Source organism: Pseudomonas sp. R37(2017) (assembly GCF_002113375.1).
In the GTDB taxonomy this organism is placed as follows: Bacteria; Pseudomonadota; Gammaproteobacteria; order Pseudomonadales; family Pseudomonadaceae; genus Aquipseudomonas.
This window is the reverse complement of the sequence record NZ_NEHO01000013.1, coordinates 85848-111703: the sequence shown is the minus strand read 5'-3', so window position 1 is coordinate 111703 and position 25856 is coordinate 85848. Positions and strand designations below refer to the sequence as shown.

Below are 25856 nucleotides of genomic sequence, written 5' to 3'. Positions count from 1 at the left end.
TCCCCACCGTGATTCAGCGCCACAGGAACCGGTCTCTCGTACCGGACTCCCGGGCATTACCTGACAACAATTACAATCAGGGCCAGCCATGAAACGCATACTCGGCAAACTCTACGTACAAGTACTCATCGCCGTTGTACTCGGCGCCATCGTCGGCGTGCTGTTTCCCGAAACCGGGACAGCACTCAAACCCATCGGCGACGGTTTTATCAAACTGATCAAAATGCTCCTTGCACCGGTGATCTTCCTGACGGTGGTCAGCGGTATCGCACGCATGGAAAACATGAAGGAGCTGGGGCGCGTGGGTGTGCGCGCATTGCTCTACTTCGAAGTGGTGTCCACCCTGGCCCTGGCCATCGGTCTGATCGTGGTGGATGTGTTCAAGCCCGGTGCCGGCATGAACATCGACCCCAAGACGCTGGACACCTCCAGCATCGCCACCTACACAACCCAGGCACCGCACCACTCGTTCATGGATTTCATCCTGAGCATCATTCCGGACACCATCATCGACGCCTTCGCCAAAGGCAATGTGCTGCAGATCCTGCTGTTTTCGATCCTGCTGGGTGTAGCCCTCGCCAATGCCGGCCCCCGCGCCAGCATCTTCATCGACGTCATCGACAGCCTCATGCGCGGCATGTTCAACATCGTCAACATGGTGATGCGCCTGGCGCCTATCGGTGCCTTCGGCGCCATCGCCTTCACCATCGGTAAGTACGGTTTCGGCTCGATGTTCTCGTTGGGCAAGCTGATGGCCTGTGTCTACCTGACCTGCGTGCTGTTCGTGATCTTCGTGCTCGGACCGATCTGCCGCTACAGCGGATTCAGCCTGTGGAAGTACCTGCGCTTCATCAAGGAGGAGTTGTTCACCGTATTGGGCACCAGTTCCTCGGAGTCGGTGCTGCCACAGATGATCACCAGGATGGAACAGGCCGGGTGCTCCAAGCCCGTGGCCGGCATGATGATTCCCGCCGGACTGAGCTTCAACCCGGACGGCCAGGCCATCTACTACACCATCGCCGCGATCTTCATCGCCCAGGCGACCAACACGCCATTGACCTTGACCGACCAACTGATCGTCCTGGCGGTGTTGATGTTCACCTCCAAGGGATCGGCTGGCGTGAGTGGCTCGGGCTTCATCATCCTCGCCGCGACGCTGGCCTCCCTGGGCAGCATTCCGGTATCAGGCATGGTGCTGCTGCTGGGGGTCGATCGTTTCATGTCCGAGGCCCGTGCCATTACCAACACCATCGGCAACGGCGTAGGTTGCCTGGCCATTGCCAAATGGGTGGGGGCGCTGGACACAGCCAGGCTGGAACGGGCCCTGGAGGGTGAAGAGGAAACGGTGCAAGAGGCCGTGGTCGACAAGACCCCCGGCTTCACTTACCAGAATGAAAGTGCCCATTCGTTGGGTGTTGCGCAAGCCGTCAACCGCAGTTGATCGAAGGGGTGTCATTTGGCTGCCGATTCTCCCGTGGAGTCGGCAGCTTTTTTTCAGCCGCGGTCTTCGATGTTATCGATCTGCTTGAAGCGTTCGATCAGAAAGTCGATCAGGCTGCGTACCCGGGCCGACAGGTGCAATTGCTGCGGGTAAACCGCATACACGTCTGCACGGGTAGGGGTATGGTCCTCCATCACCAGGCGCAGGCGCCCGCTGCGCACATAGCGGGCAATGTCCCATTCCGCGCGCAGCAGCAAACCGTAACCTTCCAGCGCCCAGTTCAGGGCGACCTCACCGTCGTTGCAGCCCAAAGCTCCGCGGACCTTGATGTTCTCGGTGCGGCCGCCGTTGTTGAAGCTCCAAACGCCGTAGGGGGATTCGTTCTGGCGAATGAAAATGCAGTTGTGGTCCTGCAAGTCGCTGAGCTTCTGCGGGGTCCCGTGCTTGTCCAGGTAAATCGGCGAAGCGCACAGCAGGCGTCGGTTCGAGGCAATCTTGCGGGCATGCAGCGCCGCGTCCGGCAGGGAGCCAAAGCGAATGCCCAGGTCGAAACCGTGGGTGGCGAGATCCAGCGGGTGGTCGCTGATCTCCAGCTGGATTTCCACCTCCGGATAGCGTGAGTAGAAAGCCGCCAGCGCAGGACCAATATGCCGACGACCGAACCCCAGCGATGCATTCACCCGTATGAGCCCCTTGGGGGTGGCGCGGCTGCTGCTGACCAACTGCTCCATCTCGTCGACTTGGGTAAGAATGCGCGCGATATGGGCGTAGTACAGTTCGCCCTCGGGGGTCAGGCTCATGGAGCGGGTAGTGCGGTTGACCAGCCGGACCCCCAGCCGCGCCTCCAGGGACGCCAGGCGTTTGCTGACGGCAGGTGGCGTCACGCCAAGCTCCCTGGCAGTGGCAACCAGGCTGCCCTGTTTTGCCAACAGGTGGAAAAAACCCAAGTCTTGGGTGTTGCTCATTCGTGACTCCAGGTTAATTGCCTAGTGATTTCTGGCTGAATTTCGCTTTTGGTTCACTACATATACTCCAGCCGGTCCTGCGCGAACAGCTTTGGAGTTCACGCCGGCCTCGCAGACCGTGGACCTGTTTTTTTCCTGACAACTGTAAAAATCAGGTCGAGGGCCAGACTAATGCCGATCAGTTAAGGAAATTGTAGGAGCGAGCATGCTCGCGAGAAACGCCGGGGCAACGCGGGCATTCAGGCATCCCGCGTCATCGTTGACGTCCATCGCGAGCGTGCTCGCTCCTACAGGGGGATAGGGTCTTTGTAGGAGCGAGCATGCTCGCGAGAAACGCCGGGGCAACGCGGGCATTCAGGCATCCCGAGTCATCGTTGGCGACCATCGCGAGCGTGCCGCAAGCGGGCACCCGCTCCTACAGACTGGCATTAGACGGCCAGACGGCTTTTATTATTCCGATACGTTCATGTAATCCCGAGCCCAGGCCATACAGGTCTCGGTGTCGGCGTAGTGAGCCGCCAGCCGCGACGGATCAAGCGGTTCCTTAATGCTCAAGCCGCGCTGCTCGCGCAGACGTTCGTAGGTCGCCTTGATCGCTGCGAAATACGGGGCGTGGCCATCGACCACGATACGTACCCCCAGCTCTGCCAGCAGGTGATCGTCGTTCAGCGCCGGGTTGCCATAGGTCACCAGCATCAGGGGTACGCAGACGTTTTCGGCGACGGCGTGCAAATGGTCGGCGTCTTTAACCCCGACCAGGCAAACGGCATCGGCCCCGGCGTCTTCATAGGCACGCAGGCGCGCCACCACCTCGGCCAGGGGCTGCACACCGGCGTGGGTGCGTGCGATGATCGCCAGCGACGGGTCCTGCCGCGCGCGCAGGGCGGCGCGTAGCTTGCCCACGCCTTCCTCGATGCTGATCAGGTCCGAGGATTTGCAGCCGAACCGGGCGGGTAGCACGGTGTCCTCCAGGGTCAGCGCGGCGACCCCGGCACGCTCCAGCTCGACCACGGTGCGCATGGTGTTCAGCGCATTGCCGTAACCGTGGTCGGCATCGGCAATCACCGGCAGGCGAGCCACCCGGCCGATGCGCGTGGCCTGTTCGGCGAACTCGCTGAGGGTAATCAAGGCGATATCCGGGGCGCCCAATACTTGCAGGGAGGCGACCGAGCCGCCGAGGATGCCGACCTCGAAACCCAGGTCGGCGGCCATGCGCGCCGACAACGGGTCGAAGACCGACGCCGTATGGTGACAGGAGGAGCCGGCAAGCAAGGCATGAAAGGTGTTTCGCAGTTCGTGATGACTGGCGTTATGCATGATGGTGTCTGATTCTGTGATGGAGGGGTTGCAGCCCGCTTGTTGCGGGTGCCGGCCACGAGGCGCAGGGCACTCAAGGAGCACGCCTGGGGCTGTGTTGGAAAGGGGGCTGCCCGGCGGGCCGGGCAGTGATGCAATGCCAGCGCTGCGTGGGCGCTGGCATTGTCGGGCGTCACAGTCGGGGTGCCAGGTCAATGTGTGAAACCTGAGCAGCCCACCTGATCATTTGATGAAGCGCACCTGGGCATTGATCTTCTCGATGATCGACCCCTTGCGCTCGTTGAAGCGCACCTTGTTCTGTTCGAACAGATTGTTGCCCTTGGTGTCGATGGAAATGATCAGCGGGCCGAACTCGCGTACCCGGTTCACCCACAGGGTTTCCGGCATGCCCAGGTCTTGCCATTCGGCACGTTCGATCTCCTCGACTTTAGTGGCGGCCAATACCGCGCACCCACCCGGGAACACCGCATGCACCGCCTTGTTTTCCAGGCAGCCAGCCGTGGTTTCAGGTCCCATGCCGCCTTTGCCGATGATCAGCTTGACCCCGGTTTCCTCGATGAACTGCTTCTCGAACTTCTCCATGCGCATGCTGGTGGTCGGTCCGATGGAGACCATCTCGAAGCTGCCATCGTCTTTCTCGCGCACGATGGGGCCGGCATGGAAAATCGCGCCACCGCGCAGGTCCACCGGCAACTCGCGCTTGAGCTCGATCAGGCGACGGTGCGCAACGTCACGACAGGTCACCAACTGGCCAGTGAGGTACACCACATCGCCGACGTTCAGGCCGGCCAGATCCTCATCCTTGATAGGGGTATTAAGGACTTTGATCACAGTACTACTCCTTCATGGGAGAGGATGTCGTAGGAAAGGTCGGCGTTGATACGGATCTTGCCGCGGCGATGGGCCCAGCAACCGGTGGATACGGCCACGCCAATAGTGGAAGGGTGACGCGCCGAGGACTCGATGTTCACCCCCATGACACTGCTGTTACCGGTCAGACCCTGCGGGCCGATGCCCACCTCGTTCAGGCCTTCCTCCAGCAATTGCTCCATGAGCGCTGCGCTTTCGTTCGGGTGACTGGAGTCCACCGGGCGCAGAATGGCACGCTTGGACAAGCGGGCAGCCGTCTCCACAGACGTCGAGACACCCACGCCAACCAACAGCGGCGGGCAGGCATTGACGCCGCGCGAGGTGATCACGTCAAAGACAAACTCGGTCACACCCTCGTAACCCTGACCCGGCATCAACACCTTGGCCGAGCCAGGCAAGGTGCAACCGCCACCGGCCATGTAAACGTCGATCAACGCATAGTCGGCATCCGGGATGATTTCCCAGTCCAGCCATGGAATCTTCGAGCCGGTATTTGTGCCGGTGTTTTTCTCGACAAAGGTCTCTACCGCGTTATGACGCAGCGGCCCCTTGATGGTGGCCTCGCGCGTGGCGTTTTCCAGGATGCTCTCCAACTCGCCCAGGAGGGGGAACCGGGCACCGGCACTGATGAAGTACTGAATGACACCGGTGTCCTGGCAGCTGGGTCGGTCCAGCTTGTCGGCGTATTCCTGATTCTCGGCCATGGAGTCATACACGGCAATGGCCAGCGGGTTGGTTTCCGCAGCGCGTAACTGGGCGGTTTTTTTCTTTACGTCGGTGGGCAGGCGTTTGCCGATATAGGCCGTGAACTTGGCCATCACATCGGTCAGCGAATCAACGGCTGTGTCTTTATCCACTTTGATTTTCCTCACTGCATCTCAAGGCTTGGTTTTTTGTTTTGGCGCTTAGGGTTGTGCAAAAGGGCACCGACAGGCCGTGCAGGAAAATCCCGCATGGAATGCATGGTTAAGGCGCTGAGGTAAAATTAACAGTTCAGTTGAAGTGATTGAATTGGGTCCCGGTTACTACACTATTTACTTAAAGTTAATTATTGGGGTGAGGAGTTGGAACGCGGCTTATGTGGTTGGGAAGGAATGTGAAATGGGTATTAGCGGGGGGATGCAAGCTGTGAGTCGGGGAAGGGGGATGGCAAGTAGAGTCTCGCACATCCTCAAAGCCGGGTCTGGATTTGAGGATGGCGACTGAACGAACCAGGAACTGGATTCTCGGCGGTCTACGGGATTAAACGCTATGCAGCCGATTGTCCGGGAATCATTCAGTGTTTTTTCACGGCCCTGATCCGCAACAGAATATTCAGCAGTACAAGCGCTGCAACAGGCGCCATTACCAGGATGGCCGCTCGCGGCGACAAGCCCACTCCCAGTTCATGGATGCCCGAATACAGCAATTTGAACAAGCTCAGTACGTAGTAAGTGATGGCGATGATGGAGAGCCCTTCGACCGCTCGCTGAATCTTGATCTGCGCATCGGCGCGGGCATTCAGGCTTTTCAGGATTTCGGCATTCTGTTCTTCCATTTCCACCTGGACGCGGGCCTGCAGGAGCTCCCCCAGATTGGCCACGCTCTTGCCCAGCACGTCGAGCCGTTGTTCCGTCACGGCGCAGTACCTGACCGTCGGTTTGAAGCGCCGCTCGATGAAGATGCCCAGGCGCTGGCAGTCACCGGCGCGATCCTCCCGCAGTTCTGCCAGTCGTTCGAAGACCAGTTGCGCGTAGGCTTGAGTGGCGCTGAAGCGGTGACGGTGCCTGGCGGAGAGGCTGACGACTTGTGCCGACAACGCCGCAATTTCTGTCAGCAGTTCTTTGGCATTGCTGGTATCGGGGGCGGCATTTCGCTCCGACAGGTCGGCCAGGGTTCTGTCGAAAACATTGAGTTGCGCGCTCAATTGCTTGGCCGCTGGAAGCGAGAGCGAGGCCATCATGCGGTAGGTTTCAATCTCGAGCAGCCGGCGAATCATCCGCCCCTGGCGGTAGGCGTTGAGGTGATGATTGATGAACAAAAACCTGTTCTCGCCGCCTTCGCTCAACCGGAAGTCGCTCCACACCGCCGCATCGCCGCCGCCAATGGACGAGCCGCAAGGGTCCTTGAACCCGTATTCCGTGTGATCGCCTCCCCAGGACTGCTTGTTGCGCACCACAATTTGCACGCTGTTGATCAACAACTGGGTGTAGGGACTGATTTTCGCCGCCAGGGCCTCGGGCAAGGCAATCCAGTGCGGGCTATCCGAGGTGGTGGGGACGACGTAAGTGAGGGTAAAGAATTCGGCATGGCGCTCCCATTTCAACCAGTGTCCGTCGAGCCTGGTGATGCCTTGGGGCGCCTCATCATCGACCGGCTCGGGGTAGAGGCTGTCGAGCAGTGCCTGTCGTTCGTCTTCATTGCCCATGATGGCCAGGTGAAATACATAGGCCGGCTCGCTGAAGTACAGGGAGGGGCGGGCGTGCAGTTCGTTGTGCAGCGTATGTCGTAGCGGGTGCATGGTGGGCGATGCCTTAATGGTGCTTATGCCTTAAGCGCTGGGTCTTTGCCGCGAGTGCTGATGCCCGGGGCAAAGTGGGTCAGGACATCCGTGAGTTTTTGTTCCGTGACTTCCATGTTGTGCCTGTCCAGAAAGCATGCCAGTGACGGCTTCTGTGTTCAGGCCTATAGGGTCACTGATGGAACCACAGCCACTTTCGTCACATTCAGCGCAAAGTGGGGAAGAGCGGGGGGGCATGCTGTAGCAATTGTCGATGCTGGCGTGGCTGCAATAGACAGGCCTCTAGATGCCCCAGCCTTTCAGGGCCCACAAGGCCCCCATCCCGACCCCCAGCGTGAGCAATGAGCTGCGAGTTCGCCAGGCCACCAGGCTTGCGAGTATCGCCGCGGGAATTTGTGGATTGCTCCAGTCGAACGGCGCATGTCGATCCTGGTACATCACCGCCGGCAACACCAGCGCTGCCAGCACACTCGCCGGTACGTACAGCAAGGCACGGCGAAGGAGCGGTGGAATGCGCAGGCTTCCATAAAATTCGATAAAGGACAGCCGAATCGCGAAGGTGCCTGCGCCGATCAACAGGAACAGGCCCCACTGGGATAGCTCACTCATGATGCCTCCTGTTCGGCGTCTTCGCTTTGTGAAGTCAGCGAGCCTTTTTGCAGATGCTCGACGGCAAGCCCCGCAATAACGCCGCCGAGGGACGCCGCCAGCATGCCCAGGTTGTAGGGCAAGTCGACTGCCAGTACCGCCAGCGAACCTCCCGCCATGGCTGCGCAGAGGGTTGCCGCGCTACGGATACTGGGGATCAGAAGTGCCAGAAAGGACAAGGGAACCGCAAAGCCCAATGACCAGGATTCGGGAATGCGTGCTCCCAGGAATACTCCCGCCAGCACCGATAGATTCCAGCCGACCCACAACACGACCGCCGTACCGGCGTAGTAGTGGAAAGCGAATCGTCCCAGTTCACCCGAGGCCGATCTCAGGCTGAACAGCGCGAACACCTGGTCGGAGAGCAGGTACGACAGAGGCCAGGTGCTGCGCCGGGGCAAGTGGTGCAGGTGAGGCGCCAGCGATGCGCTGTACATCAGAAAGCGAAGATTGATGACGAGTGCGGTAATCACCATGGTCAATGGCAGGGCGCCGTTCTGCAGCAACTGCAGGACCGCGATCTGCGCCGACCCTGAATAGAACAGCAGCGTCATGCCCATGGCGGTGGTGGGTGACATCCCCAGGCCGACAGCCGTGACGCCGGCGATCAGCCCGAAAGGAATGACCCCGGTGGTCAAGGGGAGGGCGGTGTGAGCACCGTGCACGAGCGCATGTGTCCCACTTCGATATTTCATTTGAGTTCCTTGAATAGTGATCAGGCTGATCGCTGCGCACAGTGCCTGGCTTCAGCGGGTGGCGCCTGATCAACATAATGCGCGTGCCAACTGGGAACAACGGCAGATTTCTGGAATATTAGGCCTAGAAAAAATGAGGCTCACGCTATGCATCTTGACTCGCCGACCAGGCACACATTGCAACTGAACGCTCTACGCGCGTTCGAGGCGTCGGCCCGTCTTGGCGGTTTCGCCCGGGCGGCAAATGAGCTGAAGGTCACGCCGGGCGCTATCGCCGCGCAGATCAAGGCACTGGAAAATGAGTACGGCGCGGCCCTGTTCGAGCGCCATGCAAAGGGTGTCCGGCTGACGGCTCTGGGCGAAAGCATGAAGGAGCCATTCATCCAGGCATTCGATGCCGTAGAGGAGGCCGCCCGAACCCTCCGGCGACTCTCGGCACCCCAGCGGGTGCATATCGTCACCTCTCCGGCGCTGGCGCAATTGTGGATCGGGCCGCGCCTGCCACGTCTTACCGAAATCCTGGCCCCGATCGAGATCTCGGTCACTGCGGTCGATGAACCGCCCAACCTCAAACGCAGCCCGTTCGATCTCTGCCTGTTCTACACCGAGCGGCTCGAGCGCGGGCAGCGCATGATCGCCGTCGAGGAGGTACTGCCGGTTTGTGCGCCTGCGTTGGCAGCCCAAATCACACATCCTGGCGATCTCGCCAATGTTCGCTGCATCGCGGATGTGGGATGGAATGACTGGGAGGTCTGGACTCGCTCAGTCATGCCCAATCAGAAATTCGTGGCCCGCGGCCCCGGATTTTCCCTGTACTCCATCGCCGTGCAGCAAGCATTGCTGGCAGCCGGTGTACTGATCGGCCGCCGCAGCCTGGTCCAGCGATATCTGGACAATGGCGAACTGGTTGCGCCTATCGATCAAGCGGTTTCGCTTGGCATGGCAATCGCCACCTGGAGGCTTCCAGGCGCCAAGGGCAACCGCGTGGTGGCAGCGGTGGAAGAGGCGCTGACGCAGCTGGCGTAGTCAGGGTTAAAGATGCCCGAAGGTCAGCGGGTACTCGATGACGATGTAAATCCTGTCGATGTCATCCCCGGCCTGGGCGGCATTGGCCCGATGGGTCACATGGGACAGCTTCATGGACAAGTCCTTTGCCGGCCCCGATTGCACGATGTAGTGCAGATCGATGTCCCGCTCCCAGTGCCGTCCGCCGTCCCCTTGTTGCGGGACGAACTGGCCGGTCTGCGGGTCAAACGGGTTGTACCCGCCACCTTGGGGGGCATGGGTGCCGTCAATGTCGCGTCCGTTGACATAGCGGGTCATGAACGTCCAACCGGGGATGCCGAAGGTGGCCAGGTCGAGGTCATAGCGGGCCTGCCACGAGCTTTCCCCGGGACCATTGAAGTCGGCGTATTTGATTGAGTTGGCGAGGTAGATCGAGTCGCCGCCGACAAAGTCGAACGGTGTGTCACCCTGGACTTTCTGATAAGCCACGGTGAAGCCCTGGGCACCGAGGGTAAATTTTCCCGACAAGCTATAGGCGGTGTTATCGATCGCTCCGGCCACGGCATCGCCGTAATCCCGAGTGTGATAAACATTGCCGTCGAGCAACAACCCGGATTGCTTCAGATGCAGGTTGGCGTAGTACTGACGCCAGGTCTCGGTCAACTCGGAAGCGTACAGGGCGCCGCCCAACGGCTGGTCTTCGAACAATTGGGCACCGAGGAAACCGATGCCGCCGGTATCGGTGCTCACCCCATAGCCGGTGAAGTCACCTTTGCTGGTCGTGGCATCCTGATTCTTGAACGCAGTGAAGTGCCCAGCCTGGACATGCACGTCGGCATACTCGTGACTGTCGAGCAGAAAACCCGTGGCGTATTCCGGTTGCAGGCGTTTGTCGCCGGTGTCGAACACCGGGGTTTCCACGGTCATCTCACCGTAGGCCAGGGTGGTTCTTGACGTGCGCATTTTCAACGCGCCACCGGCGCTGGAGTAGTTACTCTCACTGCGGCCGTCCGAATCCAGCGGCAGCAAGCCCGTACCGGCATGGCCCTTGCCGCCATCCAGTTTCACACCGAGAAAACCGTGGGCATCGACGCCGAAACCGAGAGTACCGGGGGTAAAACCGGAGGCAGACGAAACGATAAAACCCTGAGCCCATTCCTGTTTGTAGTTTTGCTTCGCCGCAGAGGGGGATCGGTAGTCACTTTGCAGGAAAAAATTCCGGTCCAGTACGTTGAGGGTCGAACCGTCGACAAAACCTTGCGCTTCAGGCTCGCCGGCCAAGGCTGTCCCGCTGGCGGTGGCGATGAGCATAAGCCAGTGAGTGACGCGAAGTTGAGTCAACTTCCTGTGTCTTTGAGCGGTAATGAAGACTATCGATGCGGGCTGCATGAGCGAGTCGTTCCATTTGGGAATGGGGATTCTCATGGGCATCTGGAGCAGTGCGATTGTACGAATGTGCGTATTTGGAAATGTTGTGCTGAGGTAAACCTGAGGAGAAACGGACTGATGAATCAGTGGCCTGGCACGCTCACGAACATACACGATTTAACAAGTGGCCGATGTGATTTGTTCATAAGTGAACTTTGCTCAATCATTACCAGGATCTCCCACAATTTGCGGAATCTAATGTTCACAGATTTATGTTCATGATGGGCCTCTGACTTGTTTGTAAAAGACTCCCAAGAATTCAAGACTTCGCTTGCGCCAAATGAGATGACCAGGCGGAATAATAAGTGAGGCACCCCAGGGCGCCTCACGTCTGGGCCGACTCCTACTTAAAGCGCTTGGCCTTATGGAACAGACGGAAGTCGTCGAACTTCTGGCCGTAGATGAACGGCACGTAGGCATCTGGGTCTTCCAGGGTGTCGAACCATGGCACAACCCAGGAAGACTCACCTTGCGAGTAGTAGGCCTTGCCAACCGACACCACCGGGATGGTGTCCAGTGGGTCGAACTCGTTGCCGGTAAGCTTGAGCGTGGCGATGCCCTCACGGCGAACGCGGTAGTTCTCCATGTTTTTCATGCAAGTGAGAATGACCTTGTCCTGCAGGCCAATGCCTTTGACATGGGGGCTTGCTTTCAATTCGAAGTCCAAGCCTTCGAAGCTGACCGGGCCTTGGTCTTCACCAAACTCGGCACTAATCTCGATCAGGCGTTGGCCGTTACGCTCAGCAAATCCATAGAATTGGTGGCCGTCCATATACACTTGGGTGGTACCTGTTTTCTTTGGCTCTCCCCACATTTCGCGACCGATACTCACAGGCATGTCACCGCTGACGATGATCCACAACATGGTGGTGCCTTCGTATTCTTTGTATCGGCACTTCAGGAACACAATGGCGCAATCGAACTCGCCGCACATCGCGCTTTGCCATTTCGAAATGTTTACATAGGCGGTAGGCGTGTCGCCGGGCTCGAAGCATGGAGCCAGTACGCTGCGTACGAACTCAGGTGTGGTCTCGAACTCAACCGTCACACCCTCAGTGGTGAACTTTCCATCAGCAAGCAGCTTCTGGATTTCTTTGACTTCTTCGGCTGTTTTTATAAACCCCATGGGATGTCTCCTTGTTTTTCTACGGGCGCTAAAGTCTGAGCGCTCGAAGGAACGCGTGGCGGATAGCTGTTCGGGAAAGGAGATGGGAGAGCGCTACGGCTCTCCTCATCAATGGATCAGAGGCTCACTGGAACCGTGCCTGCTTCCTGATGAGCATTGAGACTGGGCCGGCTGATTACGGCCAAAGTCGAATCGTAGGCACCTTTGTGCATCGGAGAAATCAGCAGGCGCACGCACAGGTAGTACGCGCCGCCGGAAATCAAAATGACCGGCAGCGAGGCACCGAGATAGCGGAAGGGTTCAGCCATGGCAACGGTAACTGGGTTATATAGCCAGAGGTAACCAAAGGTCGCTGCGATAGTGATGATGACCGCTACCCAGTTAACGCCACCCCAGAATTCGTATTTGCCACCCTTGTGAGCGAACAGGCTGGTCACGTCGATTTGCTCGCGGCGCAAGATAAAGTAATCGACGAGCGTGATGCCGGTGATCCCGACGAACATGACACCGTTGTACGAGAGCCAGCTCATCACCACCGAGAGCAACCATTCGGTTTTGAATGCGAAGTAAACGCCTGGCAACAGCAGGACGGCTAGCAACAGTTCCCACTTCAATCGGGCAAGAAACTTGATCTGCTGTACCGAGACGCCTGCGAGATAGATCATGACCACCATGGTCGCAATGTTCGCCGTCAGAACGATCGCCATGACAATGGAGCCGAATACCGGGCCGCCCACCGCAATCATCCAGACCGTGGGGTCGTAGGTGCCGGCACTGATGGCAGCCAGCGCGGCGACGCTTGAAACGAATGCAGCACCCAATACACCTACACCAACCACCGATGGGCCTACCACGTGTTTGCGCTTCGCTACGAGACGGGTCAGGCCGCCCATCACCGGCCACCAGGTCATCGAATTCGAAACCCCGAACTCAACAGCCAGGGCAAACCCTTGGACAGGGTCCTTGCTCAGCATCTGGTCTGCAGGCAACTGGGTCCTCCAGAGATGCTGCAGGCCGAACCTGTGGATCAGGATACCCAGCATGACCAAGGTGATCAGCATGTGCAGTGGGCCAATGTAGCCATTGAGGCGTTCGAAGAGCTTAGGCCCTTTGCTCGCAATCACCCATACCAGCACCAAGGCGGCCAAGGCAACGCCGATGACCAGGTGTTCATGTGATGTCCCTGTCACCTCGGTACCTGTAATTGTTGCCGCTATATTGGCGGCGCCGCGAGCAGTCAGAGCCTCGACGACATACGACCAACCTACCAGGGTGGCAAGCAGTCCAAACATCGGAACGATAATCCCTCTGTAGCCAAACGACGACTTAGCATTATCGATGACGTCTGTGCCGTATTTGTGGCTGGGCGCTCCTGATGCGAGGGTGACGATGGCCATACCAATCATCAAGCCAATTACGTAGCCCATCACGCCGAGACGCCAGTCACCGACATAGGGCAAATAGCTGCCAATGAGAAACGCCCAAGTGGCAGCGCTGAAGGCGCAGCATGTCCAGAGAAAAGATCCATACGTCTTGTACACGCGATCACGGCCGAGTACGGGCAGCCGGCCTGCAAGGGCTTCCTGCTCCACGTGGTTTTTGAAGTCAATATTGGCGTTGGTCATGGCTGGCCTCCTATACGACAAGCATCAAGATGCCGATCCAGAGGATCGCTGCGATCAGAATCCAGAGACTGGACTCAACTATCATCGGGCGCGCCGGCCTCCAGCAATCGGAGGAGGTGTGTTCTTCGCTAGACAAAGCATTCAGTTGGCGAACCAAATCCTGGTTCAAGCTTTGGCTGGTCAGCATCATCCCTGAGCTGATATCGACTTCGGTTTTGCTCATTTTGACCCTCTTCCAGGCAACTCACGTAGGGATGCCAGTAGTGTTTGTTATAGAGAGGCAGCAACTCAATGGAGCAGGGACCAGCAATTACAGTCCCTCTTCCCATTTAAAAAGTCCTCTCTTGATTGCACATGGCTTTCAAGATCAGGACGAGGCTTTGGATATTCAGCTCCTGGCCTTGTGATCTAGGCTACACCCACCTTCGTCGCTCCTTTATCCAGAATCGGCAACCCTGATCGAGTAGCTCTAGTACAAGGGATTCAAGGGGTGTGTGGGCGATTGAGCGGTCTGAGTGGAGCCAGATCGGTGTTCTTGTTTCTGTGTTTTGCGGGATTGCGTGAAGAACCAAAAAAAGCCCCGATGCGCTACGGGAGCGCGCCGAGGCTTGAGCAATACAAATTACTGGTTTTTGGCGACCAGATACTGGGCGCAGAAGCCCAGGTTGCCGTGACCGGCTTTCCGGGTCTCGGTCAAGTCGTCTGCCACAGCGCCGATCAGGCTTGCACGCAGGCCCGAAGCACGCAGGGCGTCGCGCCATTGGATGACGGCATCAAGGTAGACGTCCACGGTCGCCTGGATGGTGGTGAAGTCGTTGGCCTCGATCTCCTTGATGCTTTTCTGCACCTTGTAGCGCAGCAGGTCGATGCACTTGTCAGCGAAGTCGCCCAGCTGACTGGCGTTGACGCCATGAGTTTTCGCGTAGGCAGCTGCTTCCAGGAAGCCGGCCAGGCCTACTGCATAGAAACTACCGGTCATTGCCGCGTCGACGGTGCTGGGAACAGCCAGGTCTTCACCGGTGTAGAGGGTGGCTTGAGGGGCTATCGGCTTCATGGTGGATTCGACTCCAGCCCATACATCTGGATTACCCGAGTACTGAACGATGGTGTACGGGCCACCGATCAGGTCTGGGTAGGACGTGATAGCGGCGTTGATGAACTTGCCGCCGTTGCCTTCAACGACTGAACGGAACGCTTCGCCGTCTTCCGGCATGGAGGAACTCAGGTTGATCACGTACCGATTGCTCAGATCGAGCTTGCCAGCGTGCTCTTTGAACAGAGCGATGCCACCCGAGGCACTGCTGATAATCGAAAGCACCACCTCGCTGGCATTCACTGCTTCAGCGAATGAGGGGGCCAGTGCTGCGCCATTGGCAACGACACCTGCAGTTGCTTGAGGGCGACCGTCCCACACGGTGACTTTGGTACCGGCTTTGAGCAGGGTGTTGACGAAGGCGGAACCCATGAGGCCGGTGCCGATGACGGTGACTGTTTTGCTCATTTTATTAGCCTCTGATTATTAGGTTTTGGCTTTAACCTGGCCTTGAACAAAGCATTCCTGGCCGGGTTTGAGTCGTCGAGTTTCGAGTCGATTATCAGAGCGCCCTGCAAAGCACCCTAGCCAATTTCGGCAACGCCGCTACGCGTTGCGACGCAGCCATCAAAAAACGAAAAACGCTCTTGGAGGAGCCTTTTGCGCATCCCGCTTGGAACACGAGGATCGGCTGAACGGACATAAACTTCATGCTGGAGATACCCAAAAAAAGCACCCCCAGGGCGCCCAAGCACGGGCGTAGATCAGTCGATAGTCATCAGGCTGGCGTTGCCGCCTGCAGCCGTGGTGTTGATGCTGATGGAGCGCTCCAGAACCAGGCGTTCCAGTGGTATGTCGATGCTTGCGGTGGGCAGGTAGATCACGGAAATGATCTCGTCCCGATCCCTGATCACCTGCTGCGCCATTTCTTCTGCCTCGGCGCGTTGACCGTGATAGATCACCGCATCGAAGTGGAAGTTTTGCCATTGCTCAAATGTGGTTACGCGATCACGAAGGCTCTTGGGCAGCGAGTCCACTACGGGTTGGAACCGGCGTGGTACCAGTGCGTTGCTGCCGACTGCGACGGTAGCGGCCAGCTGTGTTACCAAATCCTGCTCGGACTGGGCATGACAAAGTACAAGTTCGTGTGGAAGTACAGAGTAGAGGTTACGTTCCCCAGTCGGGCCCGGCAGCGTACAGGTCACACCGCTCGGAGTGGCTCTCGCGTAGCTCTGACAAATCGTTGTGAGTTGGCTATGGCCGTGCTTGACTCCCCAGCTTTGCAGATGTCCCAACTCAGCAACAAAGCGATTTCGCACAGACTCATCTACCGCAACTGCAATGCTCGAAGCCTTGAGGCCAGCGTATGGAGCCACCGAAGGCCTCTTCGAGAGCAGACGGAAGGTGTAGAGTGGGCCGCCTGCCTTGGGGCCTGTACCCGAAAGGCGCTCGCCGCCGAAAGGTTGAACTCCGACCACGGCACCTACGATGTTGCGGTTGACGTACAGGTTGCCGACCTTGGCCAGATCGATGACCTGGTTGATGGTTTCGTCGATCCGCGTATGCAGGCCCATGGTTAGCCCATAGCCCAGCTCGTTAATCTGGCGAAGTAGCGATGTCAGATCCTTCCGGGCGTAACGCACAACGTGAAGAACAGGGCCAAAAACCTCCCGTTCGAGTTGGGAAAGCTGATGGAGCTCAATCAGGGTTGGCGCAACGAAGGAGCCCCCGCGTCGATCCAGTGCCAGCTGTGGGACAGCCTGGAAAACGGAGCATCCCTCGGCGCCAAGTTTCACGATGTGGTTGACGATGATCTGTTTGGCTTGCTCATCAATTACGGGGCCGATATCGGTGGATAGCAGGCTCGGATCGCCAATCGACAGTTCGCTCATCGCTCCTTTCAACATGTGAATGACGTTGTCAGCAACGTCTTCCTGAACACAAAGAATCCTCAGGGCTGAGCAGCGTTGACCGGCGCTGTCGAAGGCAGATGCAACCACATCATTGACGACCTGCTCGGGAAGAGCTGAGGAGTCCACCAACATCGCGTTCTGACCACCCGTTTCTGCGATCAGGGGGATGAACTGCCCCAATGCGTCGATTCGACCGGCGACCTGGGCAGCAATCAGTTTCGCAACTTCAGTCGAGCCGGTGAACATCACACCTTTGATTCGACGATCCGCAATCAGTGCTGTGCCGGTCAGTTCGCCTCGACCAGGCAACAAATGTAGTGCCGCACCCGGGACGCCTGCTTCATGGAGAATCCGGACGGCCCGGCATGCTATCAAGGGTGTCTGCTCTGCTGGCTTGGCCAGTACGGTGTTACCTGTGGCCAACGCGGCTGCGACTTGACCTGTGAAGATTGCCAGCGGGAAGTTCCACGGGCTGATGCAAACAATCGGGCCCAGGGGCTGGTGTTGATCGTTTGTAAAGCCTTCCTCGACCTGGGTGCTGTAAAAGCGCAGGAAGTCGACCGCCTCGCGCACCTCAGCGATGGCGTTGGCGTAGGTTTTACCCGCCTCCCTGGTCAGCAGGCCGATCAAGGACACCATCTCTGCCTCCATCAAGTCGGCTGCTCTGTACAGGATTTCAGCACGCATCGTCGGCGAAACCGTCGGCCAGGTACTGAAAGACTCAACGGCGGCAGTGACAGCCTCGTTGACTTCAGCCTCCCCAGCGTCAGCCACCTGGCCAATGATTGTCTGCCCATTGGAGGGGTTGAAGACTGAGCGATTCGCCATACTGCGCCGCTCGCCGTTGATGACAGGGCCTGCCGTCCAGATTTGCTCCTCGGCTGCGATGCGACTCTCTTCGAGCTGGGTCAGCACGAACTCGTTGCTGAGATCCAGTCCGTGGGAGTTTTCGCGGTGTTGACCGAACATCGCAGCCGGAAGACCAATCTGCGGGTGCGCAAGGCCGGTGATTCCTTCTGCAGCAGCTGCTTTACGAATGGTCTCGATTGGCTCCTCGATCAAGGAGTCGACGGTGAGACTCTGATCGGCAATACGGTTCACGAACGAGGTATTGGCACCGTTCTCCAGAAGCCGGCGAACCAGGTAGGCGAGGAGCGTCTCGTGTGAGCCAACCGGGGCGTAGATTCGGCATGGACGATTCAGCTTCCCTTGCGCAACTGGGCCTACCACTTGGCGATACAAAGGCTCACCCATGCCATGGAGGCACTGGAACTCGTACTGCCCGGGGAAGTAGTTGCTGCCGGCCATTTTGTAGATCGCAGCCAGCGAGTGCGCATTGTGTGTGGCGAATTGGGGATAGATCGCATCGGGTGCGTCGAGCAGTTTTTTGGCGCAGACCAGGTAGGCCAGGTCGGTGTGAGCTTTCCGGGTGTAAACCGGATAGTCTTCCAGTCCATCAACCTGAGCGCGCTTGATCTCGCTGTCCCAGTACGCGCCCTTGACCAGACGGATCATGAGGCGATGTTGGGTGTTGCGGGCAATGTCGATGACCAGATCGATGACGAAAGGGCAGCGTTTTTGATAAGCCTGGATGACGAAGCCGATACCGTTCCAGCCAGCGAGCCGAGGTTCGTTGCACAGGCGTTCAAGCAGCTCGAGAGAAATTTCGAGCCGGTCAGCTTCTTCTGCGTCGATGTTCAGGCCAACGTCGTAGTGCCGTGCGAGCAAGACCAGCGACAGAAGACGCGGGTAAAGCTCGCCTGCAACGCGGTCGATTTTCGCCCGGCTGTATCGTGGGTGAAGCGCAGACAGTTTGATCGAGATGCCTGGCCCTTCGTAGATGCCACGCCCCGCCGACCGTTTGCCAATCGCATGAATAGCGTCTTCATATGATTTGAGATAACGAACAGCATCTTCTTCGGTAAGGGCTGCTTCGCCGAGCATGTCGTAGGAGTGGCGGAATCCTTCTTTTTCCAGATGCTCAGCGTTTCTGAGAGCCTCGGAAATAGTCTCGCCAGTGACGAACTGGCCCCCCATGACACGCATGGCCATGTCCACACCTTTGCGAATCAGGGGCTCGCCGCCTTTGGCAATGAGCCGGGTGAGCGTTGAGCCCAAGCCCGCTTCGTTGCGGGTAGCTGTCAGGCGCCCGGTAATCAGCAATCCCCAGGATGCGGCGTTGACGAACAAGGAAGAGCCGTTGCCGGTATGCAATTGCCAGTCGCCTGCTGCGACCTTATCGCGGATAAGCGCATCCCGAGTTTTGTTATCGGGGATTCGCAGCAGTGCTTCTGCCAGGCACATCAGTGCGATGCCTTCTTTGGAGGACAACGAGAACTCCTGAAGGAGTTCCTGCACTACGCCGGACTTGCCACCGGAGGCTTTTTGATTCCGAAGGGCGGTGGCAATGCGGTGAGCCAGGTTGTAAGTTTCCGTTCGGCTCGCTTCGAGATACTGCGTCTGGGACAACAGGTTGCCCACTGCCGCGGACTCATCCAGCCGATAGGCGGACGTAATCGGGGTGTATAGGCACGCACGGCGCGTAGCCCGTTGGCACATCGGGGGCTGAGTGGAGGCAGAGACTGGGTCGCGTTGGGGCATGCTCAATTGATCACCTCTGGCAAGGCTGGGCAGTTACTGAAATGGAGCAGGCTATACGCCGGCCATGACCTCCTTTTTTGCGAGAAGGAGGAGTGGCCGATCCATTGGCCCTTGGAGGAAGCTACTCAACTGGCGTGTATGTTCGTAGCCAGAATTGGCAATCCGACGCGCAATTCACCAATCGGTCATGGGTTGCCGATTCTGGCTAAGGGCTGCGGAGAAGGGCTTGTATAACTGAGTCGAAACCGTTTTCCCGGAGTACCGACTCATGAACAAGAAAGGTCTGACAAAACTGCCCGGCACGGCGACTATCGATGACGTGTTGGAATGCTTTGAACGTGACGGTGGTTGCATTGTCGAGAACATGCTCCAGCAATCCACTCTCGACGGCCTCTGGGCTGATCTGCAAGGCGAGTTGGACGTCACTCCGAATGGCGAAGGCTATTTCGTCGGCAATCAAACTCGTCGCGTATCTGGCTTGTTTAGCCGCTCAAAGCACATGCAGGATCTGGTTGCCCAGCCGCATTTCTACGGATCCGCTGAGCGCTGGCTGTGCAAGCCTTTCAAATATTGGCTGAACGACCAGCAGTATGAGTCGTTGCCTGCTCTGCAGGTCTCATTGACTCAGGCGATCATGATTCTGCCGGGCCAGGGCCTGCAGCCCCTTCATCGCGATGATATCGCTCACCACCGTCGTCACCCGGGGCCAGACAGCCAAGTCCAGGTGCTCTACGCGCTTAGCGAATACAGCGAAGCAAACGGAGCCACTCGAGTTATTCCTGGTAGCCACAAATGGGATGACGACCGCGCCCCTACCTATGAAGAATCCGTACCGGCAGAGATGAATCCTGGAGACGGGTTGATCTACCTGGGCTCGACTTATCACGGCGGCGGTCAGAACACGACCGTTGACCGTCCTCGTACTGCCATCGCAACCACCTTGGTGCTGGGCTACCTGCGCCAAGAAGAGAACGCTTACATTGCGGTTCCTCGTGACCGTGTTCGCGAGTATCCAGAGCGAATCCAGCGCATGCTGGGCTGGAGTACCAATCCTCCCTTCTGCGGTTGGATCGAGATGCGTGATCCGCACTATCTGGTGGCCTCGGATGTCCTGAACACCAAAGCTGAAGACATCTTGTAAGGAGTTCTCCAGATGCGTACCGATATCACGTTCAAGTCCCAGGATGGCCTGACACTGGCGGGATGGCTCTTCACACCACCTACCCAGGGGCGCTGCCCGGCCATCGTGATGGCTCACGGCTTCACGGCTGTCAAAGAGCAATATCTGGATAAATATGGCGAGGCTTTCGCGGACGCCGGCTTTGTGGTCTTGATCTACGACAACCGCAATTTTGGAGCAAGCGAGGGTACGCCAAGGCAGGAAGTCGATCCTGTCCTGCAAATCCGTGACTATCGCGATGCAATTTCGTTCGCCGCCACGCTGCCTCAGATTGATCCCGCGAGGATCGGTGTGTGGGGCTCAAGCTACAGCGGCGGGCATGTGTTGCAGGTCGCCGCATTCGATCGACGGGTGAAATGCGTGGTTGCCCAGGTTCCTGATATCAGTGGTTCGATGGATCTTCGCTTGGCCGTTCGCCCTGACTTGCTGCCAGGTCTCTTTGCGGCCTTCGAGGAGGATCGAGCAGCCAGGTATCAAGGTGCAGACCCTGTGCTGGTAGAAGTAGTCAACGAAGATCCGAAGAGTGACTGCGCCCTGCCTGGCAAGGACTCTTATGACTTCTTCGTGGGCAGCCAGAAGGAGAGGGCGCCCGCCTGGCGGAACGAGGTGACGCTGCGGAGCATAGAGATGCTCAATGAGTACGAGCCGGGCAGTGTCATCGAGCGGATCAGTCCTACTCCTCTACTGATGCTTGTGGCAAAACAGGATGCATTGACGGTGACAGACCTCGCGTTGAAGGCTTACGAGCAAGCGCTGCAGCCCAAACATCTGGAGCTTCTGGATGGCGGTCACTTCGACCCTTATCTTTCGGGCTTCGACAAGTCTTCGCAGTGCGCTATCGAGTGGTTCTCAACGCATTTGCAACCTTAACGGCAGGTTCCGTTTGATTGGTTTGCCGGCAGTGCTCAAGCGTGAGGACTGCCGGTTTTTTTCGCCCCTCAGAATCAAGTTCATGCTGATGAATGGGTTGCCAAAACCGGATAGGGGCCATCAAAAGTGGGTGTTAGCTTGAGGTCATCAGCAATTCCATGTACGACCTCAGCGAGGCCTGATGATGCAAGTCCAAAAACCACAAGACGCATACGTCCAAGTCAACGAAGTCCAATGGCAAGACTTCCCAGAGCAATTCCATACCGGCGGAGTCAAATGGAAACTGCTGCACGTTTCTCCTGAGTTCGGCATCTGGACAGTGATGTTCTTTTGCCCGAACCAATCGATCCTGCGTTCCCACATCCATCATGGGCCAGCCGAAGGCTACGTCTTCGACGGCATCCTGGAACTGCGTGGTGGCCCCGAAAAAGGCGGCGCTCTGTGTATCAAGGATGGCTATCTGTACGAAGCGACCGGCGCCGAGCATGAAGAAACCAAAATGCTGGCAGATACCACCTTCATCCTCCAGATGGTCGGGCCGATCACTTGGCTGCTCGAAGACGGCACTCAATTAAACCAGACGTGGTTCGACGCCCAGAATCTGTGGAATCAGCAGACCCGGTAACAGGACAACGTGGGCATTTACCCACCATTGTCTTCTGTCCGTTCCCCACTACTTGAGGTTGAAACATGAGCGTTGCATTCGTACTGACTTCCCACACTGTGCTCGGTGATACAGGCCGTAGCACTGGCTTGTGGCTTGAAGAGTTCCTGGTGCCCTATTACGCATTGATAGATGCCGGTCAGCCAGTTCTGTTGGCTACCCCGAAGGGCGGTATTGCTCCAATCGATCCGGCCTCGATCGACGCCATCAAGGACAGCGAGATCTATGCTCGCTTCGTAAAAGATGCGGAACTGCATCACGCCCTGGAGAGCACTGTCGAGCTCTCCCGCGTGGATGCTGCGAGCGTAACAGGCGCGATTTATCCGGGTGGCCATGGCCCTCTCTGGGATCTGCGTCACGACCCGGCGTCGATCCGCCTGATTGAGACATTGCTGGCCCGTGAAAAACCTGTTGCCACGATCTGTCATGCCGGCTGTGCACTTCTTGAAGTGAAAAAAGGCGACGGCAGCCTGCTCGTCAATGGACTCAATGTGACTGCGTTCAGTGACAGTGAGGAGGCTGCTGTGGCCATGGTTGAGCATGTCCCTTACCTGGTGGAGACAGATCTGAAGGAGCGTGGTGCGCACTACACCAAGACGTCGGACTGGGACGACCACTGCGTTCAGGACGGGCTGGTTATCACCGGCCAGAACCCGGCCTCGTCTGCAGCAGTTGCAATGAAAGTCCTCGCACAAATCAATAAAAACAAGGAGTTTCTCCATGCGCCTTGAAGGGAAAGTAGCTGTTATCTCCGGTGCTTGTTCGGGCCTTGGAAAAGCGACTGCAATTCGCTTTGCTCAAGAGGGTGCCAGGCTCGTACTCGGCGACATCAACGAACAAGCTGCCCAATCGATCGTCGCGCAGATCGTCGAGACTGGCAGTGATGCAATGTTCGTACGTCTTGATGTGCGCGATGAGACGAACTGGATCGATCTCTTCAAGCAAGCCAATGCCCACTTCGGCAAGGTAGATGTTGTCATGAACAGTGCTGGCATCGCCATTCCAGGCAATGTTGAAGAGGTCAGCTTCGAAGACTGGAAGCGTGAGCTCGACGTCAACCTCAATGGTACTTTCCTCGGCACCAAGCACGGCATGAAAGCCCTCAGGGAGCAGGGTGGCTCCATCATCAACTTGTCCTCCATCGAGGGTATCGTTGGTATCGATACTTATGCGGCATACAGCGCTGGCAAGGCTGGTGTGCGCAACCTGACCAAGTCCGCCGCGCTCCACGCCGGTCGAAAGGGGTACAAGGTCAGGGTCAACAGCATTCACCCTGGCTACATCAAAACTCCAATGATTGGGGATGATCCAGTAGAGCTGGCACGGCTGGGCAAGCTGCATCCCATCGGGCATGTAGGAGAGCCAATGGATATAGCCAACATGGCGCTGTTCCTCGCGTCGGATGAATCGAAGTTTGCTACCGGTGCCGAGTTCATAATCGATGGCGGTTTTCTCGCTCAGTAAAGTGAAAACAGCTGGGCCAGCAGTTGGAGAGAATCATGAAAAACGTAGCGGTCATTTCAGGCGCGGCGTCCGGTATTGGACAAGCCACGGCGCTTGTCTTTGCTCAGCGAGGTTACGCGGTAGTGGGTGCTGACCGGGATAGGGCGGGGCTGGTGAAAACCGCCGAGCAAATCAAGGCCATAGGCGGTACCTTCGACTTTAATGTTGTAGATGTCGCGAACGAATTGGAAGTCAGTGCCTTGGTCTCCGGTGCCAAAGAGCGTTTTGGCTGGCTGTCGGCAATTGTTTCCTGTGCGGGTGTAGCTCGTACAGGACGAATTGATCAGATGCCGCGAAGTGAATGGGATCTGCAAATATCCGTCAATTTGAACGGCACCTACCTGCTGGCAAAAAGCGCCATGGATATCTTTATGGAGCAGAAGCACGGCAGCTTCGTGGCAGTCAGTTCGGACGCAGGTGTTCGCGGTGCTTCGGGATATGCAGCTTATTGCGCCTCCAAACATGGCGTCATCGGTCTGGTTCGGTGTTTGGCTCTGGACTACGGTAAGTTCGGCATTCGTTCCAATGCAGTGTGCCCCGGCTTCGTGCAGACCCGGATGATGGATCAACTGTTTGCCGAGGCGGCTAATCCCGAGGAGGAAAAACTCTCGTATATGAAGGAAGTGCCTCTTGGGCGATTCGCTGCCCCGGATGAAGTTGGAAAAGTAATTCATCATCTTTCTTCCAATGATGCTGCATATACCAACGGAATCATTTATTCGATTGATGGCGGCGTGACAGCCGGTCATTTCGAATAAATTTTCAGTGGTCAGAAGAGGGCGCCATTAGCGCCTTTTTTTGTGGTGAACGGTAACGCAGCAGTAACAACTTTATGCTCCGGCTCATTTCGGTGCGTTTTGGCTCGCGATAGGTATCGCGGGAACGTACGATGAATATTCCAAATTGTTATTGATTTACTGTTGCTCCTGCATTTTCGTCATGATTGTTATCTCGTTATCCGTAGATTCATCGCTCTCGAACTGAAAATTCACTTATTATTGTGTTTAATCATCAGACCTTTTTGTGGTGGATTTCCATTAGCGAAAGAAGGTGAGCCGGCATGTATATTGCTGGTTAAACTTATTGGTTCTGTGCGTGGAAAAAGAACGATCATGAATGCTGCTGGCTCTTCCCCTGTACGTGTTTCGGTCTCCAACGATGTATGTGAGCATGCTAACGGCCTGGACCAATGGCTCGATAATCGCTATCACCAGTTGGAGAAAAAGGCGCGATTTCACGGCTCCTTGACCGATGTCCTGTTGGACAAGCACGTGCGTATCACCAAGGAGATTATTGATACGCCATTGGTTGAGCAGATCGGCTATGTTCCGTCTGACAAGATCATGTTGATAAACATCCATGGAGATAACGATATTCTTCTAAATGGTAGATACGTGAACTCCGGGAGCTTTCACTTTTCGTCCGGCAAACCCATCCATGCAGTCTCAAAAAGTACCATCTGTGCTTACATAGTTACCTTGGATCGGGATTTTTTTTACGAGCATCTCACTGACACCAAAATGTTGGCTCTGAAGGGTGCGTTTGAAAAATTTATAACGCCAACTCAGGGTTCGGTTTTGGATTTCCAGAAAACGATACTGCAGAATTTTATAGGTCATCAAGGCTTTGACGTTGGGCAGTCTGAGATTTTGCGTTTAATGGCGTCTGTCAATGATGTGGCGCTAAGTGAAACTGACGCCAGACTGCAAGTTCTACCTCCTAGTACGCGTGCCTATATAGTGGATAGGAGTTGTGAACTGCTGTTTGAGAACTTCTCGAATGAAGAATTCGGTGTGTTGGAGATGTGTAATCATCTCAAGGTTAGTCGTCGCACTCTTCAGTACAGTTTTGAATCAATAATGGGCATGTCACCGTTAAATTACATTCGCACGGTACGTTTAAATATCGCTCGCAAGCTGTTGTTGCTTTCCCCCAATGACAAGATACAAGGGGCGGCATTGGATGCGGGGTTCAGTCACCTGGGGCGGTTCTCAAGATATTATCAAGATTTCTTTGGAGAATTACCGTCTCAGACAGTAGGGCGAACTGCCAATAAAGCACCGCGCTGAGTTGGCTCGGGAAGTGATTTTGGTTTGAGTGATGATCGCATGGGTTGCTGGTTTTGTATTTGCCTGTTTCGCTGGTGTGCTGATCGAAAATATGGATGAGGCAGCTTGGCGTACGCATATCTGCCTGAGCTCTTCCCTATAGAATTGCGAGCCTCTGGCATTGGCTTCTCCGTTGCAATGAGTCGCTTGGGGGCCGCAGGCGCTACCTTCCTGCTGCCTATCGTCATGGACGGTTATGGAGTTCAAGCAACGCTCGGAATTTGCATTGGTGCTTTGGTGCTGGGCGGTGTTATTTGCCAGGTTCTGGCTCCAGAACCAGCAAAAGCCTAATGCTTCCATGAGTGAAGCCCCGTGAGAACGGGGCTTTTTTCTTTCTGTGTCTGGCATGAGCAAATTGGGTGCA

Annotated in this window: 22 protein-coding genes and 1 pseudogene; 10 read left to right on the top strand and 13 right to left on the bottom strand. The window is 57.0% G+C overall.

What is annotated here, in order from left to right; all coding sequences use genetic code 11:
• Positions 1 to 88: 88 nt before the first annotated feature.
• A complete protein-coding gene (locus CAG47_RS20215; protein ID WP_085726641.1) occupies positions 89 to 1441 on the top strand; it encodes a dicarboxylate/amino acid:cation symporter in 1353 nt (450 codons plus the stop codon).
• A 53-nt stretch (positions 1442 to 1494) separates the two neighbouring features.
• Here CAG47_RS20215 and CAG47_RS20210 read toward each other — a convergent pair whose 3' ends face one another.
• The 7 genes from CAG47_RS20210 to CAG47_RS20180 all read right to left on the bottom strand — a co-directional run bounded on the left by CAG47_RS20210 (position 1495) and on the right by CAG47_RS20180 (position 8436).
• A complete protein-coding gene (locus CAG47_RS20210) occupies positions 1495 to 2406 on the bottom strand; it encodes a LysR family transcriptional regulator (protein ID WP_085726638.1) in 912 nt (303 codons plus the stop codon).
• Between the two features lie 450 nt (positions 2407 to 2856).
• Entirely contained in the window at positions 2857 to 3723 is an 867-nt protein-coding gene (locus CAG47_RS20205; RefSeq protein WP_085726636.1) for an oxaloacetate decarboxylase, read from the bottom strand.
• 222 nt (positions 3724 to 3945) lie between these two features.
• The gene (gene ttdB / locus CAG47_RS20200) at positions 3946 to 4554 is read right to left on the bottom strand and encodes a L(+)-tartrate dehydratase subunit beta (RefSeq protein WP_085726634.1); all 609 of its coding nucleotides are present in this window, start codon (positions 4552 to 4554) and stop codon (positions 3946 to 3948) included.
• Complete coding sequence (gene ttdA, locus CAG47_RS20195; RefSeq protein ID WP_085726736.1) at positions 4551 to 5450, bottom strand: L(+)-tartrate dehydratase subunit alpha; 900 nt, start codon at positions 5448 to 5450, stop codon at positions 4551 to 4553. The genes ttdB and ttdA overlap by 4 nt, the downstream gene beginning before the upstream one ends.
• Before the next feature lie 419 nt (positions 5451 to 5869).
• The gene (locus tag CAG47_RS20190; RefSeq protein ID WP_085726633.1) at positions 5870 to 7093 is read right to left on the bottom strand and encodes a DUF3422 domain-containing protein; all 1224 of its coding nucleotides are present in this window, start codon (positions 7091 to 7093) and stop codon (positions 5870 to 5872) included.
• A 282-nt stretch (positions 7094 to 7375) separates the two neighbouring features.
• Positions 7376 to 7702 (bottom strand): AzlD domain-containing protein, encoded by a 327-nt coding sequence (locus CAG47_RS20185; RefSeq protein WP_085726631.1) that lies wholly within the window; start codon positions 7700 to 7702, stop codon positions 7376 to 7378.
• Complete coding sequence (locus CAG47_RS20180; protein WP_085726629.1) at positions 7699 to 8436, bottom strand: AzlC family ABC transporter permease; 738 nt, start codon at positions 8434 to 8436, stop codon at positions 7699 to 7701. The genes CAG47_RS20185 and CAG47_RS20180 overlap by 4 nt, the downstream gene beginning before the upstream one ends.
• A gap of 147 nt (positions 8437 to 8583) precedes the next feature.
• Between CAG47_RS20180 and CAG47_RS20175 the strand changes: the two genes are divergently transcribed.
• Entirely contained in the window at positions 8584 to 9462 is an 879-nt protein-coding gene (locus CAG47_RS20175; protein ID WP_085726627.1) for a LysR family transcriptional regulator, read from the top strand.
• Positions 9463 to 9468: 6 nt separating this feature from the next.
• Here CAG47_RS20175 and CAG47_RS20170 read toward each other — a convergent pair whose 3' ends face one another.
• From CAG47_RS20170 to putA, 6 genes and pseudogenes are all read right to left on the bottom strand, one after another.
• Positions 9469 to 10752, bottom strand: coding sequence for an OprD family porin (locus CAG47_RS20170; protein WP_143515897.1), 1284 nt, complete (start codon positions 10750 to 10752; stop codon positions 9469 to 9471).
• A gap of 460 nt (positions 10753 to 11212) precedes the next feature.
• Complete coding sequence (locus CAG47_RS20165) at positions 11213 to 11995, bottom strand: acetoacetate decarboxylase family protein (protein WP_085726623.1); 783 nt, start codon at positions 11993 to 11995, stop codon at positions 11213 to 11215.
• A gap of 116 nt (positions 11996 to 12111) precedes the next feature.
• Positions 12112 to 13620 (bottom strand): cytosine permease, encoded by a 1509-nt coding sequence (locus CAG47_RS20160; RefSeq protein WP_085726621.1) that lies wholly within the window; start codon positions 13618 to 13620, stop codon positions 12112 to 12114.
• A 10-nt stretch (positions 13621 to 13630) separates the two neighbouring features.
• Complete coding sequence (locus CAG47_RS28260; RefSeq protein WP_143515893.1) at positions 13631 to 13843, bottom strand: hypothetical protein; 213 nt, start codon at positions 13841 to 13843, stop codon at positions 13631 to 13633.
• A gap of 399 nt (positions 13844 to 14242) precedes the next feature.
• Positions 14243 to 15121: an NAD(P)-binding domain-containing protein gene (locus CAG47_RS20150; RefSeq protein WP_085726616.1), complete on the bottom strand. Its 879-nt coding sequence runs from the start codon at positions 15119 to 15121 to the stop codon at positions 14243 to 14245.
• Between the two features lie 296 nt (positions 15122 to 15417).
• Positions 15418 to 19104, bottom strand: a pseudogene (putA, locus tag CAG47_RS20145) (trifunctional transcriptional regulator/proline dehydrogenase/L-glutamate gamma-semialdehyde dehydrogenase); the annotation flags it as partial.
• A gap of 331 nt (positions 19105 to 19435) precedes the next feature.
• On the opposite strand from putA, the gene CAG47_RS20140 reads away from it, so the two are divergent.
• The 8 genes from CAG47_RS20140 to CAG47_RS29255 all read left to right on the top strand — a co-directional run bounded on the left by CAG47_RS20140 (position 19436) and on the right by CAG47_RS29255 (position 25783).
• Complete coding sequence (locus tag CAG47_RS20140; protein ID WP_085726611.1) at positions 19436 to 20308, top strand: phytanoyl-CoA dioxygenase family protein; 873 nt, start codon at positions 19436 to 19438, stop codon at positions 20306 to 20308.
• Positions 20309 to 20320: 12 nt separating this feature from the next.
• Positions 20321 to 21217, top strand: coding sequence for an alpha/beta hydrolase (locus CAG47_RS20135; RefSeq protein WP_085726609.1), 897 nt, complete (start codon positions 20321 to 20323; stop codon positions 21215 to 21217).
• Between the two features lie 181 nt (positions 21218 to 21398).
• A complete protein-coding gene (locus CAG47_RS20130) occupies positions 21399 to 21842 on the top strand; it encodes a cupin domain-containing protein (RefSeq protein WP_085726607.1) in 444 nt (147 codons plus the stop codon).
• 65 nt (positions 21843 to 21907) lie between these two features.
• Positions 21908 to 22612, top strand: coding sequence for a type 1 glutamine amidotransferase domain-containing protein (locus CAG47_RS20125; RefSeq protein ID WP_085726605.1), 705 nt, complete (start codon positions 21908 to 21910; stop codon positions 22610 to 22612).
• Positions 22602 to 23345 (top strand): SDR family oxidoreductase, encoded by a 744-nt coding sequence (locus tag CAG47_RS20120; protein ID WP_085726603.1) that lies wholly within the window; start codon positions 22602 to 22604, stop codon positions 23343 to 23345. The genes CAG47_RS20125 and CAG47_RS20120 overlap by 11 nt, the downstream gene beginning before the upstream one ends.
• Before the next feature lie 35 nt (positions 23346 to 23380).
• Positions 23381 to 24142 carry an SDR family NAD(P)-dependent oxidoreductase gene (locus CAG47_RS20115; RefSeq protein ID WP_085726601.1) on the top strand — a complete coding sequence of 254 codons (762 nt, stop codon included), beginning with the start codon at positions 23381 to 23383 and terminating at the stop codon, positions 24140 to 24142.
• A 162-nt stretch (positions 24143 to 24304) separates the two neighbouring features.
• Entirely contained in the window at positions 24305 to 25453 is a 1149-nt protein-coding gene (locus tag CAG47_RS20110; protein ID WP_143515892.1) for an AraC family transcriptional regulator, read from the top strand.
• 105 nt (positions 25454 to 25558) lie between these two features.
• Positions 25559 to 25783, top strand: coding sequence for a hypothetical protein (locus CAG47_RS29255; RefSeq protein WP_305881841.1), 225 nt, complete (start codon positions 25559 to 25561; stop codon positions 25781 to 25783).
• Positions 25784 to 25856 lie beyond the last annotated feature (73 nt).

What these genes read in the sequence shown, in the direction of transcription:
- CAG47_RS20115 (WP_085726601.1), top strand. Translation starts at nt 23,381, where the DNA reads ATGAAAAACGTAGCGGTCATTTCAGGCGCGGCGTCCGGTATTGGACAA.
- CAG47_RS20210 (WP_085726638.1), bottom strand. Translation starts at nt 2,406, where the DNA reads ATGAGCAACACCCAAGACTTGGGTTTTTTCCACCTGTTGGCAAAACAG.
- CAG47_RS20120 (WP_085726603.1), top strand. Translation starts at nt 22,602, where the DNA reads ATGCGCCTTGAAGGGAAAGTAGCTGTTATCTCCGGTGCTTGTTCGGGC.
- CAG47_RS20135 (WP_085726609.1), top strand. Translation starts at nt 20,321, where the DNA reads ATGCGTACCGATATCACGTTCAAGTCCCAGGATGGCCTGACACTGGCG.
- CAG47_RS20175 (WP_085726627.1), top strand. Translation starts at nt 8,584, where the DNA reads ATGCATCTTGACTCGCCGACCAGGCACACATTGCAACTGAACGCTCTA.
- CAG47_RS20165 (WP_085726623.1), bottom strand. Translation starts at nt 11,995, where the DNA reads ATGGGGTTTATAAAAACAGCCGAAGAAGTCAAAGAAATCCAGAAGCTG.
- CAG47_RS20190 (WP_085726633.1), bottom strand. Translation starts at nt 7,093, where the DNA reads ATGCACCCGCTACGACATACGCTGCACAACGAACTGCACGCCCGCCCC.
- CAG47_RS20150 (WP_085726616.1), bottom strand. Translation starts at nt 15,121, where the DNA reads ATGAGCAAAACAGTCACCGTCATCGGCACCGGCCTCATGGGTTCCGCC.
- CAG47_RS20205 (WP_085726636.1), bottom strand. Translation starts at nt 3,723, where the DNA reads ATGCATAACGCCAGTCATCACGAACTGCGAAACACCTTTCATGCCTTG.
- CAG47_RS20215 (WP_085726641.1), top strand. Translation starts at nt 89, where the DNA reads ATGAAACGCATACTCGGCAAACTCTACGTACAAGTACTCATCGCCGTT.
- CAG47_RS20130 (WP_085726607.1), top strand. Translation starts at nt 21,399, where the DNA reads ATGATGCAAGTCCAAAAACCACAAGACGCATACGTCCAAGTCAACGAA.
- CAG47_RS20160 (WP_085726621.1), bottom strand. Translation starts at nt 13,620, where the DNA reads ATGACCAACGCCAATATTGACTTCAAAAACCACGTGGAGCAGGAAGCC.
- CAG47_RS20180 (WP_085726629.1), bottom strand. Translation starts at nt 8,436, where the DNA reads ATGAAATATCGAAGTGGGACACATGCGCTCGTGCACGGTGCTCACACC.
- CAG47_RS20140 (WP_085726611.1), top strand. Translation starts at nt 19,436, where the DNA reads ATGAACAAGAAAGGTCTGACAAAACTGCCCGGCACGGCGACTATCGAT.
- CAG47_RS20125 (WP_085726605.1), top strand. Translation starts at nt 21,908, where the DNA reads ATGAGCGTTGCATTCGTACTGACTTCCCACACTGTGCTCGGTGATACA.
- CAG47_RS28260 (WP_143515893.1), bottom strand. Translation starts at nt 13,843, where the DNA reads ATGAGCAAAACCGAAGTCGATATCAGCTCAGGGATGATGCTGACCAGC.
- CAG47_RS20185 (WP_085726631.1), bottom strand. Translation starts at nt 7,702, where the DNA reads ATGAGTGAGCTATCCCAGTGGGGCCTGTTCCTGTTGATCGGCGCAGGC.
- CAG47_RS20170 (WP_143515897.1), bottom strand. Translation starts at nt 10,752, where the DNA reads ATGCTCATCGCCACCGCCAGCGGGACAGCCTTGGCCGGCGAGCCTGAA.